A 15,784-nucleotide genomic window follows, 5' to 3' on the forward strand; every position below is an offset into this window, starting at 1 on the left:
AATTTGATATAAAAAAGGATGCAATAGATGAGTCATTTTCAATTCCAGACCGTCTCGAATATTATTTCAGGGCTCGGCTCGATCTATCAGTTAAAACCATTATTACAACAGCAGCCCTATAAAAAGCTGTTGTTGGTCACTGATGCAGGCATGATTCAACAACAATTGCATTTACCCATTATTGAAATTTTAGAAACCATTCAACTTGATTATGTCATTTATTCGAATGTTCAAGCAGACCCACCCGAACATATCGTCTTAGATGCAGTTCAATTCGCAAAAAATGAAAAAGTTGATATTGTCTTAGGTTTTGGCGGAGGCAGCTCATTAGATGTAGCAAAAATAATTGCCATACTTGCTCATCCACAACAGCAGCAAACATTGCCAGACTTATATGGTATTAATAATGCCAAACCACCTCGACTGCCGTTACTCCTAGTGCCCACTACAGCTGGTACAGGATCTGAAGTCACGCCCATTTCTATTGTCACCACTGGTGAAACTACGAAAACGGGGATTGTCTCTCCTGTTTTATTTGCTGATGTAGCAATATTAGATGCCACATTTACTCAAAACTTGCCTGCGCATATTACAGCAGCAACAGGAATTGACGCGATGGTACATGCCATTGAAGCCTATACCTCTAAAATCAAAAAGAATCCTTATGCCGATATGCTCGCAAAACAAGCATTAAGGTTACTCAACCATAATTTGAGTCTAGTCTTGGCAGATGGTCAAAATTTAGCAGCACGTCAAAATATGTTGGTCGGTTCCATGCTTGCAGGTCAAGCCTTTGCCAATGCACCTGTTGCCGCAGTACATGCACTAGCTTATCCACTCGGGGGACATTTCCATATTTCGCATGGTCATAGCAATGCTTTAGTCTTAACCGAAGTTTTAAAATTTAATGCACCCCATGCAAAACAATACTATGCTGAACTAATGTGCTGGTTAGACCCCAAAAGTACGGGCTGTACTGACGGTTTATGTGACTTATTTATTGACCATATGCAAAATCATTTAGATAAAAGTGGTTTGGTTTTAAAATTAAAAAATTTGAATGTTGCTGAAAATATGCTTGAGCAACTTGCCAATGATGCCATGTTGCAAACGCGACTTTTACAAAACAACCCACGGGAACTAATCCAACAAGATGCCCTACAGATTTATCAAGCAATTTACGCATAATCTATAACTTTCAGCTGATGGTCATTTAACACGCTATAAATGACCTTGCTTTTCCCCTCTTGCATTCCTTTATTTTTAACAGTACAACTGAATGTTCATTGCCTATTAAAAATAAAATGATAATGAAGCAAATCCCCAAACAACGCGCTGATTTTTTATACTTTCTACCAATACAAACACGGTGGTCAGATAATGATATCTACGGTCATGTCAATAATGTCACCTATTACAGCTACTTTGACACTGCCGCCAATGCTTTACTGATTGAAAAAGCCAACTTTGATATTCGACATTCACCCATCATTGGATTGGTGGTTGATTCCACTTGTCGCTTTTTTCAAGAACTTTCTTATCCTGAAATTATTGAAGTCGGTGTGGTCATTTCCAGACTGGGAAACTCATCCGTGCAATACGATTTAGCTATTTTCAAACAATTCCATGATGTTGCGTCTGCGCAAGGTCATTTTGTCCATGTTTTTGTGGATCGACAAACACGAAAAAGCACCTCCATTCCAATTGAAATGCGAGATGCTTTATTGCAATACAGTATGAACAAATAAACCTATTTCAATTGAATATTCTGTAGTTCACCCTCAAAATTTTGCAAAATATCCTTCACCGCAGATTCCGCATGCAGTAATTCTGAAGCCCGTGCATAGGCTTTTTCTTTACGCTCATTTTGCAGACTATAGGGGGTTGTGGCTTCAACTTCTGCATATTTCACCTGAAAATGCGTGTTGGGCCATTCATTTTTTAAGGCTTGCTCTAAAGTGTGTTGTAACTGATTTAACAACTGCTCATATTTTGGTGCAATCTGAAATAGCGACTCACCATCAATTTGCCCCGTCATCACACCCTGTTGTGCCAGCTCTTGTACCGCAGGCGTTAATGTACTATTTCTAAACCAGTATTCCCACTTATCTACAGTCCACTCACCGTCAAGTTGTTGCGGTGTGAGCCTTAAAATATCTTGCGGCATCAAGTTTTCATTTTGCTTCGATACAGCTTCAATCACTGCTGTTGGCTGTTTAAGTTTTGCTTGCTCTAACGCATGAACAGGCTCATCAATCACCTCAACTTTAGAGTTTATACTAGGTTGTAGCGCTTCAATTGGCATCTGTTGTTGGCGAAAGGATAAATCCGCTTCCAAAACCACAGCAGCATCATTTTCTACGCCCTGTTCTGTGATTATTGTTTCCACATCAGTATTTAAAGGGGCAATTTCATCAAAGAGGAAATCATCACTATTCGGTTCATCATTTGCTGCAATGCTAATATCATCATTCGATTCGTCTAAATCAAATAAGGCATCTTCCGAAGCAGGATCAAAGATCATTTGATCTGAATTTTCGGTTAAAGTTGCTTCTGTAATATTTTTTTCCACAGCACCCAGTGGCTCATCCAAGAAATCATCTGAAGATGGTTCTATATTGGGCTGAGTGACTATAGTTGGAATTTCTAAAACACTTTCTGCTGTGGGATATTCATCAACAATCTGTTGTTGCACATTCTGTACGACGGTTGGCACTGGTTGTTGTTGCTGAACCTGTTGTGTTGCAGACACTAAAACTTCATTGGGTTGTAATGGACGAAACGCCAATAAGCGCAACACGCACATTTCAAAACCTTGCTCTTGTGTGACCGCCAATTGTAAATCTGCACGACCTTTACATGACACTTGATAATACAATTGTAAATCTTGTGCCGAAATGAGCTGCGATAATTGCATGATTTTTTTATTAATTTCAGCACTATATTTCAAGCTTAAATCGGGTAAATATTGCAAGAGTGCCAATTCATGCAAAGTTGAAATTAACTGATCTAAAACCAATGATACATCTAAAGCCTGCTGTCTAAATTGCATGAGCAATTCACTGACACGCTGTTTTTGGTTTTGATGAATGGCTAAAATCAAATCATAAATAATGGTGCGGTCAATCAACCCCAACATGTCTTTGACATCTTGATGCTGAATCGCCCCCTGACCATACGCAATCGCTTGATCGGTTAAAGACAAGGCATCCCGAAGTGAACCTTGTGCAGATTCAGCGATTTGCCAAATCGCATCTTGTTCCGCTTGAATCTGTTCTTTGTGTAAAATATCCGTCAAATGTACTGTAATTTCATCTACAGCCAGTGGACGTAAAGTAAATTGAAGACAACGAGAAATAACCGTAATTGGAAGCTTTTGTGGATCGGTCGTTGCAAAAAGAAATTTAACGTGCTCTGGCGGTTCTTCCAGCGTTTTCAACAAAGCATTAAAAGAATGCGTCGAAAGCATATGCACTTCATCGATTAAATAAACTTTAAAACGACCTTGGGTGGGCGCATAAGGTACGTTATCAAGCAATTCACGGGTATCTTCAACTTTGGTGCGTGATGCAGCATCAATTTCAATTAAATCGATAAATCGACCTTCATTGACCGCTTTACAGGTTGGACATACTTCACACGGCGTTGAGGTGACACCCGTTTCACAGTTCAAGCACTTCGCTAAAATACGTGCAATGGTGGTTTTACCTACCCCACGTGTGCCAGTAAATAAATACGCATGGTGTAAACGACCACGATCTAAGGCACTGGTCAGTGCTCGTGACACATGGTTTTGTCCAACCAATTCATTAAAATTACGTGGACGATATTTACGCGCAAGTACCTGATACATGTATGCTCCTTTTTACAGGTCTAAGCATACTGTTTTTTTGCCGAAGAGTGAATGAACAATCTGCAAAAGCTTTAGATCAACAATGCCATAAATAAATCTATTTTTTAGATTTTTACAATCACTTAAAAAGTAAGCTAAACTTTCTTTTCTAAAATAAAATCAGCTTCCGAAGCATATAGATGACCCGTGTTATCTTGTAAAATTTCAAGTAGTTGCTGCTCTAAATCAACATAAATTAAATGACGAGTCTTGACCTGTATTAATTCAAGTTTGCTCTGATCCTGATTGCTAAACTGAAACCGTCCTGTCAAGATTTCGACGTCATTATGACCACTTAAACTTTCACGTTTTAAGGTATAGGTTTGGTCTTGATTGAGCACTAAATCTACAGCCATGCCAGGACATTCCTCACAACGCGAAATACAGCTCATACATGGCGTTGTTCCTTGATACTCACCAACCCACTTCGCCACCGTAATTTTATGCTGCAAAATAGAGTCCGTTTGGGTCTTATTTTCCCGATCAGACTGTTTAGAATCCTGACAACCCAATAAAACAGACGACGCAATTAAGGGAATAAGAAGCGGCTTTTTCATCAAAAAACTTAAGCTAATAATTTCAGTGCAAAGAAAATATCACACTTTTCACAAAATCCACCCCTGCAAAATGTCTCATCACATTAAATACGCATCACCTTAAATATAAGTCTTAAAAAATTAGAACCAACCCTTTCGCCCTTTTAAGCGCATATCTGCACAGCGTAAGGCTTCTTGGCTTAAACCCCAAAGACGATAGTCACCTGCAATCGAGGTCGTTGGGAAATTATGCGTATAAGCAAAACTTAAATGTCGTTCAGGATCACACCAAGCAGCAGAACCATTAAAGCCAATATGCCCAAAACCGTTTGATGATTTACCCAATGTTAATACACGGTGATACCCCAAACGCCAATGCATGGCTAAAGGCATAATGCGGTCACGTTTTTTATATTGTATTGTACTTAACGCTGTAAATATTTCAGGTCGAATCAACTGTTGATCCCCCACTTTTCCCTCATTAGCAAGCATGGCATAAATTTTAGCTAAACTATTAGCAGTGAAAACACCATTAGCAGCAGGAATGACCGCTTTTAAACCTTCATCACTCAAGAAACTAAAATTTTTCATGCCTTTTGGAATCATCGCATCTTGAAAGTCCTTCGGATCTTGTCCTGACCATTCAATCAATTTATCTAAGGGTGAGGCTTTCTTTGGTTTCGATTTTACTGGTGATAACTGATTTGATGCTGTTTTTACTTTAGGTAATGGTCGAGCAACACGGGCTAATTCAGCTGCGGTAACCCCAAAATATGCACCGTCTAATTGCAATGGTTGCACAAGATACTGTTGCATTAAATCTGACAAAGCTTTTCCAGTGGCTTTTTCAAGCACACCACCCACTTGCCAACCAAAAGTCAGTGGTTGATAGGCAGCATCTGTCGCTGCTGCAAAACGCGGTTTGGCTTGTGCGAATACATTCAACATATGATTCCAATCCGCCATTTCAGACGCATCAGCAATCAAGTTACGAATGTCATATAAGCCACTTTGATGACTCAGCATATGCCTTAAGGTGATTTGTGCTTTACCATTTTGTGCAAACTCAGGCCAATAATGCGCAACAGGGACATCGTAAGCTAAAAAACCTTCACTAACTAAAATATGCGCCAGTGTCGAAAGTACACCTTTCCCCGAGGAATAACACATCGACAAAGTATCAGGCTGCCAGTTTTCAGTGGCTGACTTTTTCCCCGTATAAATATCAACGACTTTTTGCCCTTGAAAATATACCACCAACGCAGCCCCACCTTGTTCAGCTCGGGCATCCTGCATACGGCTAAATTGTTTGGCTAGGTCTATAAATCGCTCATCCACCTGACCTTGATAATGTTCTGTATTGGCAAGAAGATATTCTTTAATGGCGTTCATCTTAGGTTCTGTCCTTAGCACTTATTTTTATTCGAATTTAGCGCATAAAAAAGCCTAAATCAAAAAGTTATTACTAGTTGATTTAGGCTCCTTAGTTTTAAAGTGCTTTAACACTTCCTGTCACATGTGGCTTTTGATTTTTGCTATTTCGAATTAAAAATTCGGTGTTTTTACCCGCTGGAGCTGTCAAAAACTCAACGGTTGAAGGCAAATACATTGGCAACTTAAACCAAACATCGGCTTCATAGCGATCTGGCAAAGTTAAACTGGCCAGTACTTTGGCTTTACTCCACATACCATGCGCAATCGCTTGTTTAAAACCAAAAGCTTTGGCTGTAATGGCATGAATGTGAATTAAATTAAAATCACCTGAAGTCAATGCATAACGTCGACCCGTATTTTCAGAGACATTCCATTCTGCATTCAATTCATAAGCGGGTGTTTTTGTTTCGACTGCCTTCGCTGCAACTTTTCCATCGGTTTTTTGACGAGCAAGATAAGTCGTTGTACCTTCCATCACCACTTCATCACCCACTTTAGCCGTGGTGATAAAATCGAATTGCACACCTTTATCATGTGGCTGTAACGCACCAAACTGACAAGACAAGCTCAGTTGCTCATTTACACCCACTTTACGCGTTTGCTTAATTTGATTCCGAATATGCACCAAACCTAAAATGGCAAATGGAAATGCTTCAGTGGTCATCATGTGCATTTGTAAGCTTTGCGATAACACCGCCAAATAAATGGCAGGAATATAACCATTATTTTTAAAGCCACACACTGCGTTGTAGGCTTTTAAATGTTGTTGATCGACCTTAAATGAATCCACCACATATTCAACTTGCGGTAGCACTTTTTCACCTTTCGGTTTTTTAAAAATTAAGCCTTGAATCACTTTTGGATAAGCTAAATAAGGCTTTGGAAGTTGACTAAAATGGCGAGTATTCATACTGAACCTTTGATGAAGTTTTTATTTCAATATTTTTTGAAAGCTCCTTCTCCCTCGGGGAGAAGGTTGGGATGAGGGTGAAATTCCATCACATTTATAATACAAATAATTTTACCTCTCCCTAACCCTCTCCTTAAAGGAGAGGGAAAATTCAAGGATTTTAAATTAAGCACCCAACAAGCTTTGACCACATACACGGACAACATTACCATTTAAACCTGTAGAAGCAGAAGATGCAAACAATGCAATGGTTTCAGCCACATCAACAGCTAAACCACCTTGACTCATCGAGTTCATACGACGACCAGCTTCACGAATTGCAAAAGGAATAGCAGCTGTCATTTGCGTTTCAATAAAGCCAGGAGCAACGGCGTTAATGGTGATGCCATTTTTCAAGATTGGCGCTGTGAATTTAACCACACCCACAACACCTGCTTTCGATGCTGCATAATTGGTTTGACCCAAGTTACCCGCAATGCCTGAAATTGAAGATACACAAACAATGCGACCATTGGTATTAAAACCATCATTTTCCAGTAAATAATCATTTACTCGTTCAATTGCAGACAAGTTGATGTTGATTACCAAATCCCAAAGCTCAGGCTTCATATTTGCCAAAGTTTTGTCACGAGTGATCCCTGCATTATGAACGATAATGTCTAAACCACCTTGTGCAGCCGCAGCCGCTTTAATTTTCTCGCCTGCATCGTTCGCTGTAATATCAATTGCTAAAGTTGAACCACCGATCTCGCTTGCTACACGATCAAGATCCGCCTGTTGTTGTGGCACATCCAAGCAAATTACATGTGCGCCATCACGTGCCAAAACATGGGCAATGGCTTCACCAATACCACGGCTTGCACCTGTTACCACTGCTGTTTTACCGGCAAGTGGTTTAGCCCAATCTACATCAATTACATTCGCTTTAGATACACGAATCACTTGACCAGACACATAAGCTGAACGTGGTGATAATGCGAAACGCACTGTAGACTCAAGATTTGCTTCAGCGCCAGCATCCACATAGATCAGGTTTGCAGCAATGCCTTTTTTGAATTCTTTACCCACTGATTTTACAAAGCCTTCAAGCGCACGTTGGGCAATGGCTTGTTTTACAGTTTTTGCAGTTTCAGGTGTAATACCAACCACAATCACACGACCCGATGCTTGAATTTGACGTGCAATCGGGTTGAAGAAGTTATACAGCTCATTTAACTGTTCAGAATTTTGAATACCTGAAGCATCAAAAATGATCGCTTTAAACTTCGACTCTTTATCACCTGCATTAAATGCACTTAGGTTTAAACCTGTTTTAGCCGCTGTTTGTTGCAATTCAGCATTGTTGCCTGCATAGCTATTGGCATGAATATTTGCCAAAACTTGTGCAATCGCAGCAGATAATGTACTTGAAGGTGCAGCACCGAATAAAACTGCCCCTTTTACTACAGGCGTAGCCGATTCAAAACGTTCTAAAAAAGTAGGTGCTGGCAGACCTAAATTTTTGATGACAAATTTACCAATAGGAGATTTTGCAAAGGTTTGGTATTGGTCAGTCATGTTTATTATCTCTCATACTAATTAATTTTTGATGGATTTAAAGATATCCTTTTAACTTCAATATGATGTCAGATACTCTTATTTCAATAGATCCATCAGTTTCCATAGAATCATACTTGAGTTAAACCGTAGATGTCTTGACCTGAATGCTTTGCGCAATGTCATTTTAGTCAATTCAGGGTATTCTGTATTGTGTTAATGTAAGCGCCAAGAATACTGTAAGCATGCTTGGAAAAGCCTTATGAGCAAGACAACTCAAGAAAATCCAGCAGTCGAAAATTCTGCTGCGGAAACAGTGTCAAATACATCAAAAAGAACTTCACGCACAGCTAAAAGTTCAGGCACTGCAACACAACCAGCAACGAATACGACCAAAACGACTCGCACTCGTTCTACGTCACCTCGTAGTCAAAGTACTCCTTCAACTACAAAAAAATCTGAATCTACAACTCAAACGTCTGTTCAACAGGATAAAACCATGAGTCAAAACACAGTTCGCCGCGTTGCTATTATTGGTGGTAACCGTATCCCATTCGCTCGTTCAAACGGTGCTTATTTCACTGCATCAAACTCAGATATGTTTACCGCTGCGTTAAATGGTCTTGTTGAGCGTTTTAACCTACAAGGTCAACGTTTAGGCGAAGTCGTTGCAGGTGCAGTTTTAAAACATAGCCGTGACTTTAACATGGCTCGCGAATGTGTGCTTAATACTGAATTGGCTCCAGAAACACCTGCTTATGATCTTCAGCAAGCATGTGGTACTGGCTTACAAGCAGCCTTCCTTGTAGCGAATAAAATTGCACTCGGTCAAATTGAAGTCGGTGTTGCGGGTGGTGTAGATACCACTTCTGATGCACCGATCGCTTTTGGTGACGGTTTACGTAAAGCATTACTTGAATTGAACATCGCAAAAACAGCGAAAGACCGCTTAAAAGCGTTAACTAAAATTAACCTGAAAGATTTGATGGATGCGCCTAAAAATGGCGAACCACGTACAGGTCTTTCTATGGGTGATCACCAAGCGATTACTGCACTTGAATGGGGTATTGCACGCGAAGCGCAAGATGAACTTGCTGCATCTTCACACCAAAAAATGGCAGCAGCGTATGAAGAAGGTTTCTTCGATGACCTGATTACACCATTCTTAGGTTTAGAGCGTGACAATAACTTACGTGCAGATTCATCTGTAGAAAAATTAGCGAAACTTAAACCTGCTTTTGGTAAAGGTGATGCACGTACCATGACTGCGGGCAACTCAACGCCACTGACTGACGGTGCATCTTGTGTACTTTTAGCTTCAGAAGAATGGGCTAAAGCCAATGGCCATGAAGTACTAGCTTACTTAACCTTTACTGAAACTGCTGCGGTAGATTTCGTGACGAAGAAAGAAGGCTTATTGATGGCACCTGCTTATGCAGTTCCACGTATGCTTGAACGCGCGGGTATTACTTTACAAGATTTCGACTATTATGAAATCCACGAAGCATTTGCATCTCAAGTACTTTCAACCTTGAAAGCTTGGGAAGATCCAAAATTCTGTAAAGAGCGTTTAGGTTTAGATGCGCCACTTGGTTCAATCGACCGCACTAAACTCAACGTAAAAGGTTCATCACTTGCTGCTGGTCATCCATTTGCGGCAACAGGTGGTCGTATTATCGCAACTGCGGCAAAATTATTGAATCAAAAAGGTTCAGGTCGTATCTTAGTATCGATCTGTGCTGCGGGTGGTCAAGGTGTAACCGCCATTATTGAAAAATAAGAGCGCTGCTTTTACTTTTTAAATAAAAAACCGCTTGTATAAACAAGCGGTTTTTTTTCAATCTTTCAAATAACATTGAATAACCCAAAGCGGCTATAAATGCCCAATAAAGTCTCAACCATCAATATGACTTAACGTCATCATCAAATGTGTTTAAGCTGAATGTGCAGATTGATACCCCATACGTGCTTCAATGTGGTCATAGCACCATTGGAAAATAAAGGTATAGACCAAAATACACATGGTTAAACTAAAATCTAGCACAATCGCTTGCCAAATAGACATTTGCAAAGCATAAGCCACCATCGGAATCGTGGTCAACATCAAACCACCTTCAAAACCTATCGCATGCAAAATACGAATTTTCACTGTTCTTTTTAGCTGGTGCTTGGCTTCAAATTTTTCAAAGAAATGGTTAAATACCATGTTCCAGATCACCGATGTCACAGCCATCACAATACCCAGAAGCCCTGTCACTTCTAACGGCATTTTAAAAATCAGACTTAATGCAATTGCGATGATGACCAACAGGATGATCTCATAGCTCAGTGCATGAATAATCCTTCTCTTGGAAATCAACATTTTTAAATACTCTTTAATTTAACTTGATGTTTGGTATTTTATGTTTGTATTATTGATTAATCGAGTCAGATTCTTTCAAAATAATTGATAGGTTAAATAAACAAATGAATATCAATCAAGAACAACTGACCATTTTTAAAACCGTAATTGAAACGGGATCTTTTTCTGCTGCCGCCAGACAACTGGGGAAAGTTCCTTCAGCGGTCAGTATGTCGATTGCCAATTTAGAAATTGACCTCAATTTAACCCTGTTTCAGCGTGTTGGACGCGAACCGATCCCAACACCACAAGCCATCATTTTGTATGAAAAAACCGAACAATTACTGATCGAAATCAACCAATGGAAACAACATGCTTTTGCCTTAAGTGAAGGATTGGAGTCATCTTTAAATATTGTGGTGGTATCCGAACTGCTGCATATCCAGTGGACAGACTACATTTCACTAATCGAAAAGCAATTTCCAGAGCTGCAAATCAATGTTTTTTCAGCACCACAAGAAGATGCGCAAAAAATGCTACTCAATCAGTCTGCTCAACTGGCACTGATGTTTGAACGCGAACAGTTGGAAAGTAGCGAACAGTTTGTCGAATTAAAGCGTGAGGCTTTAGTACCTGTCGCTGCCATTCATGCCCCTTTAGCTGCACTTGAACAAGTCAGCTATGAACAAATATTACAAAGTCGTCAAATTATTGTGGCCAGTCGTGACCGTACACTGAAGCCTGAATTACTCTTTTCAAAAAAACATTGGCGTACAGACAACAATCTTTCTGCCTGCTCAATGATTATGCAAGGTTTGGGTTGGGGCGTTTTACCTTTAGAAATGTTAAATCAGAATCCACATATTAAACAGCAACTTAAAATTCTTAACTTTTTAGATTTCAGCCCTAAATTTGAATATTATGTCGATTTAGTCTGGAGTCGTGAAAGCCAACTCGGCTCAGCTGCTCGTTTTTTGATTAATCACATCCGAAATTCAAGAAAAAACACAAAATAGACATGCGTTATACCGCTTTTTACTTCTGATAAAAGGAGATTGTGATATAACAAATATACGGGAAATAACTTTAAGAACTAGACACCAATGACTCAATCAGCCTTAAACCAATTAAAAAACTTAACCACCATTGTTGCCGATAGTAGCGACCTTTCAGCTATTGAAAAATTCCTTCCACTGGATGCAACAACCAATCCTTCACTGATTACTGCTGCTGCAAGTCAACCTGAAAATAAAGCGCTGATTGAAGCTGCATTTGAGCAAGCCAAGTCTGAAGGTTATCGTGATGATCTTTTAGTTGAACGTACCATTGATATTCTTACGGTCAAGTTTGGCGTTGAAATTTTAAAACTGGTTGAAGGTCGTGTGTCGACTGAAGTTGATGCTGCACTGTCTTATGATACCGAAGCCACGATTAACAAAGCCAAAGAACTCCTTGCCCTGTACCAGACCTACGGGATTGAGCAAAATCGTATTTTAATTAAAATTGCTTCGACTTGGGAAGGTATTCAAGCTGCCAAAGTACTAGAAGCTGAAGGCATTCACTGTAACCTCACGTTATTATTTGGCTTACATCAAGCTCAAGCCTGTGCCGAAGCCAATATCACTCTTATTTCACCTTTTGTCGGTCGTATTTTAGATTGGTACAAAAAAGCAGAAAATGTAGATCACTACCCGATTGATAAAGATCCGGGCGTATTGTCTGTAAAGCAAATTTACCATTTCTATAAACAACACTGCATTAAAACGGAAATTATGGGTGCAAGCTTCCGTAGTATAGATCAAGTTTTAGGATTGGCTGGCTGTGACTTACTCACCGTTTCTCCAAACCTGCTCGCAGAACTTGAACAAGATCAACGTGAAGTGGCTGCTCAACTTTCAAATAACCATGCTCAAGCGCATTGTCAGCGTATTGTTACGCCTTTGACCAAAGAAACATTTAAAGCGCAACTTGAACATGACTTAATGTCTTTCCAACTTTTACAAAGTGGCATTGATGGCTTTATTAAAGCCCGTGAACAGCTCAGTACCCTACTGCGTCAATCTTTTGGTTTAGATGCTGAAATTCAGCCTTAAAAATGTGATTTTTACAGTTAAATAAAGCCGATTTTGCTATCATGCAACATCGGTTTTTTATCCTTTGGAGCAGCTTGTGTTCGGCATTACTGATGTGACCACCTACATTATTGGTACCATTTTAATTGTCATTTTGCCTGGCCCAAATTCTCTTTATGTGATGTCCATTGCATCTCGTTTTGGAATTAAAGCGGGCTACCAAGGTGCTTGGGGCGTTTTTACTGGTGATTTAATTCTCATTCTTTGCACAGTATTGGGTGCAGCATCGTTACTCCATGCTTTTCCTTGGTTATTTATTCTGCTTAAAGTTGTTGGCGCACTTTATCTCTCCTATTTAGGCATTAAATTACTGATTGCCAGTATACATACATGGCAAAACCGCCCACAAAAAATAGCGACCAGCTCACAAAGTGCTGCTATTGAACAAACTCGTCCTTATCGTACAGCCTTAACCATCAGCCTTTTAAATCCAAAAGCGATTTTGTTTTATCTCTCGTTCTTTGTACAGTTTGTCGATCCTGCCTATCCATATCCAGCAATCAGTTTTGCTGTTTTGTCCGTCATACTACAAATCATAAGCATGAGTTATTTAACCATTTTGATTTTTTCGGGTATTAAACTGGCATCATTTTTTAATTCTCGTTATAAAGTCGCTGCAACATGTGTGGCTGCTGTCGGTATTTTATTTTGTGCATTTGGTCTTAAGCTGGCAAGTTCGACCTTATAGTTTTACTCCCCTATTCATCTCAATTTCAGTACAGAAAATAAATGAAATATCTTTAAATATTCACACTACTTTTAAACAAAAAACCTGTTAATCATAATGAAAAGGCGTATGATTAAACGACATTTATATTAGGCTCTGTTGACATTTCAGCCCCTACATTCAGTCAAAATAAGATAAGCAAGGGATCATGCAAAAACTTCTTCAAGACTTCTCTATACCCGCAGTATTTGCTGGTTTTATTACATTTCTGATTGGTATTAGTGTATCCGCTGTTCTGGTCATTCAAGCCGCACAAATATTAGGTGCAACGCCTGAACAAATTACCTCTTGGTTTTGGGCCTTAGGTTTAGGGATTGGACTCTCTGGTTTTATTTTATCATGGAAGTTTAAATACCCTGTTGCGACCTCTTGGTCAACCGCAGGTCTGGCACTCATTCTTGCCACAGGCAGTGGTTATAGCTTATATGAAGCGATTGGTGCATTTTTCATTTGTGGCTTATTAACCGCAATTTTAGGTTTTTTAGGTATTTTTCAGAAAGTTTTATCCTATATTCCACAAAGTTTAACCAGTGCCATGCTTGCTGGTGTATTACTGAAATTTGGGATCGCACTTTTTGCAAGTATGCAAAATGATTGGGGTTTCATCCTTTCACTTTTAGCGGTATATATTCTATCAAAACGGCTGTCTCCACGTTATTGCATTGTTATTACCGTAATTGCAGGGCTTGTGCTTTGTCCAATGTTTATGGAATTTCATGTTCCAGCTTTACAATGGAGCCTTGCCAAACCAGTATGGATTACCCCTGACTTTACATGGTCAGCCATTTTAGGCTTAGCATTGCCTTTATGTGTCATTAACATGGCATCTCAATATTTACCAGGGATTGCCATGATCAAAAGTTATGGCTATCAACCACATGTCAATCATCTTATTGGGTGGACTGGGGTTGCTCAAGCCTTACTCGCTCCTTTTGGTTGTTATACCGTTAATATTGCTGCAATTAGTGCCGCAGTCAGTTTAGATGACCAAGTTCATCCTGATCCTAAAAAACGCTATATCGCAGGCATGAGTTGTGGCTTTTTCTATATTGTGATGGGTATTTTTGCTGCGACTCTAACCAGCTTATTAATGTCATTTCCACATATTTTTATTGTGGCTTTGGCAGGAATTGCCTTATTTGGCACCATTAGTCATAACATTGCGATTGCCTTTCATGATGTCAATGAACGAGAAGCCGCTTTAATGACCTTCTTATTCTGCGCATCTGGCATACAATTCTTTGGCATTGGTTCTGCATTTTGGGGACTATTATTCGGTTTTGCGGTGTCTTTTATTTTCAAATTCAAAAGCAAATCTAAAATTAAAACATAATTTCTTTGAGTTGGAAAAAGCATCCTTTATTGCGTAATACTAATCAGTTAAGGATTTTAGAAATAAAGTCTTTAGCTTTTTTAATTATTCACGACGGAGTCTTATATTTTTTAAAGCAAATACTTGGAGCTCATCTATTACTTTGGATAAGCCCAAAGTAATCAAAGGCATTTGTCATCCGCAAAACTCGTCAAATCCCTTTTATTGATCAATTCATCGCAGAAACCTTACTTTTTTAAAATAGTTTTGCCTCGAACAGTTGCGGATGACGTTTCCGCGTATCGAATAACATCATGAATTTAAAAAATAAAATGCCAGTCAATTTCTTAACTAACTAGCTTTACCCTGTATCGAGTGCTTTTTTTAACCGATAATTAAAGCAATGTTATGGATAACTACGGCGAATCAATTCCTGTTTCATTTCTAGCGTCTCATCAGGATTTTCAACTTCTGTAAATGCCGTCAACCAAACACCATCAGCAGCAAAACGTAAAATTTTTAACTCTAAATCAGCATCTGTTACAGCATGTCGTTCTAAACGTGCATTTAACCAGTGAATCCAAAGATCATTGAACGTTCGATCCGTCAGCATAATCATAGAGATTGCTGACCACGAATGCTCCATACCAACGATCTTTTTCTGCAATGTCACTTCTATATAAGCGCGGGTAAAACAACCATATTCACAATCATCAGCTTGAATGAATTGATCAATCACACCATCCAAATGTTCTAAAACGGTAATCACCATCGCTTCAAGTAATTTTTGCTTACTTGGGAAATGGTGAAAGACACCTCCTTTAGACACGCCAACTAAATCGGCGACCGCTTGAATTGAAACCCCTGTCACACCTTTATCAGCAGATAATTGAATTGCATGTGCTAAAATTTTTTGCCGAATAAGTTCAGGTTCTTTTTTACGCTGATACGCATTTTCCATACT

14 protein-coding genes are annotated in these 15,784 nt (G+C 39.3%); 7 read left to right on the top strand and 7 right to left on the bottom strand.

Translation table 11 applies throughout. From position 1 onward, the window contains the following. The first annotated feature begins 27 nt into the window (after positions 1-27). Together B9T30_RS07695 and B9T30_RS07700 are read left to right on the top strand one after the other, a co-directional pair. Positions 28-1,188 carry an iron-containing alcohol dehydrogenase gene (locus B9T30_RS07695; RefSeq protein WP_086184457.1) on the top strand — a complete coding sequence of 387 codons (1,161 nt, stop codon included), beginning with the start codon at positions 28-30 and terminating at the stop codon, positions 1,186-1,188. Positions 1,189-1,310: 122 nt separating this feature from the next. Further along, complete coding sequence (locus tag B9T30_RS07700; protein ID WP_086184458.1) at positions 1,311-1,748, top strand: acyl-CoA thioesterase; 438 nt, start codon at positions 1,311-1,313, stop codon at positions 1,746-1,748. A 2-nt stretch (positions 1,749-1,750) separates the two neighbouring features. On the opposite strand, the gene dnaX is transcribed toward B9T30_RS07700, so the two are convergent. From dnaX to B9T30_RS07725, 5 genes are all read right to left on the bottom strand, one after another. After that, the gene (gene dnaX / locus B9T30_RS07705; protein WP_086184459.1) at positions 1,751-3,853 is read right to left on the bottom strand and encodes a DNA polymerase III subunit gamma/tau; all 2,103 of its coding nucleotides are present in this window, start codon (positions 3,851-3,853) and stop codon (positions 1,751-1,753) included. Positions 3,854-3,987: 134 nt separating this feature from the next. Further along, positions 3,988-4,449, bottom strand: coding sequence for a copper resistance protein NlpE N-terminal domain-containing protein (locus tag B9T30_RS07710; protein WP_086184460.1), 462 nt, complete (start codon positions 4,447-4,449; stop codon positions 3,988-3,990). A gap of 120 nt (positions 4,450-4,569) precedes the next feature. Then, complete coding sequence (locus B9T30_RS07715; RefSeq protein WP_086184461.1) at positions 4,570-5,820, bottom strand: serine hydrolase domain-containing protein; 1,251 nt, start codon at positions 5,818-5,820, stop codon at positions 4,570-4,572. A gap of 97 nt (positions 5,821-5,917) precedes the next feature. Then, positions 5,918-6,772: a MaoC family dehydratase gene (locus B9T30_RS07720; protein ID WP_086184462.1), complete on the bottom strand. Its 855-nt coding sequence runs from the start codon at positions 6,770-6,772 to the stop codon at positions 5,918-5,920. 165 nt (positions 6,773-6,937) lie between these two features. Next, positions 6,938-8,329: a 3-oxoacyl-ACP reductase gene (locus B9T30_RS07725; protein WP_086184463.1), complete on the bottom strand. Its 1,392-nt coding sequence runs from the start codon at positions 8,327-8,329 to the stop codon at positions 6,938-6,940. Between the two features lie 241 nt (positions 8,330-8,570). On the opposite strand from B9T30_RS07725, the gene B9T30_RS07730 reads away from it, so the two are divergent. Further along, positions 8,571-10,088: an acetyl-CoA C-acetyltransferase gene (locus tag B9T30_RS07730; protein WP_086184464.1), complete on the top strand. Its 1,518-nt coding sequence runs from the start codon at positions 8,571-8,573 to the stop codon at positions 10,086-10,088. Positions 10,089-10,241: 153 nt separating this feature from the next. On the opposite strand, the gene aceI is transcribed toward B9T30_RS07730, so the two are convergent. Continuing rightward, complete coding sequence (aceI, locus tag B9T30_RS07735) at positions 10,242-10,670, bottom strand: chlorhexidine efflux PACE transporter AceI (RefSeq protein WP_086184465.1); 429 nt, start codon at positions 10,668-10,670, stop codon at positions 10,242-10,244. Between the two features lie 104 nt (positions 10,671-10,774). Here aceI and B9T30_RS07740 point away from each other — a divergent pair, with 104 nt between their 5' ends. From B9T30_RS07740 to B9T30_RS07755, 4 genes are all read left to right on the top strand, one after another. Then, positions 10,775-11,665, top strand: coding sequence for a LysR family transcriptional regulator (locus B9T30_RS07740; RefSeq protein ID WP_086184466.1), 891 nt, complete (start codon positions 10,775-10,777; stop codon positions 11,663-11,665). An 87-nt stretch (positions 11,666-11,752) separates the two neighbouring features. Further along, positions 11,753-12,742, top strand: a complete 990-nt coding sequence (gene tal, locus B9T30_RS07745; protein WP_086184467.1) for a transaldolase — start codon at positions 11,753-11,755, stop codon at positions 12,740-12,742. 76 nt (positions 12,743-12,818) lie between these two features. After that, the gene (gene leuE / locus B9T30_RS07750) at positions 12,819-13,469 is read left to right on the top strand and encodes a leucine efflux protein LeuE (RefSeq protein ID WP_086184468.1); all 651 of its coding nucleotides are present in this window, start codon (positions 12,819-12,821) and stop codon (positions 13,467-13,469) included. Between the two features lie 187 nt (positions 13,470-13,656). Next, entirely contained in the window at positions 13,657-14,841 is a 1,185-nt protein-coding gene (locus B9T30_RS07755) for a benzoate/H(+) symporter BenE family transporter (protein WP_086184469.1), read from the top strand. Positions 14,842-15,226: 385 nt separating this feature from the next. On the opposite strand, the gene B9T30_RS07760 is transcribed toward B9T30_RS07755, so the two are convergent. Next, positions 15,227-15,781, bottom strand: a complete 555-nt coding sequence (locus tag B9T30_RS07760) for a TetR/AcrR family transcriptional regulator (RefSeq protein ID WP_086184470.1) — start codon at positions 15,779-15,781, stop codon at positions 15,227-15,229. Positions 15,782-15,784: the final 3 nt, after the last annotated feature.

Source organism: Acinetobacter sp. ANC 4973, from assembly GCF_002135275.1.
Lineage (GTDB): Bacteria > Pseudomonadota > Gammaproteobacteria > Pseudomonadales > Moraxellaceae > Acinetobacter > Acinetobacter kyonggiensis.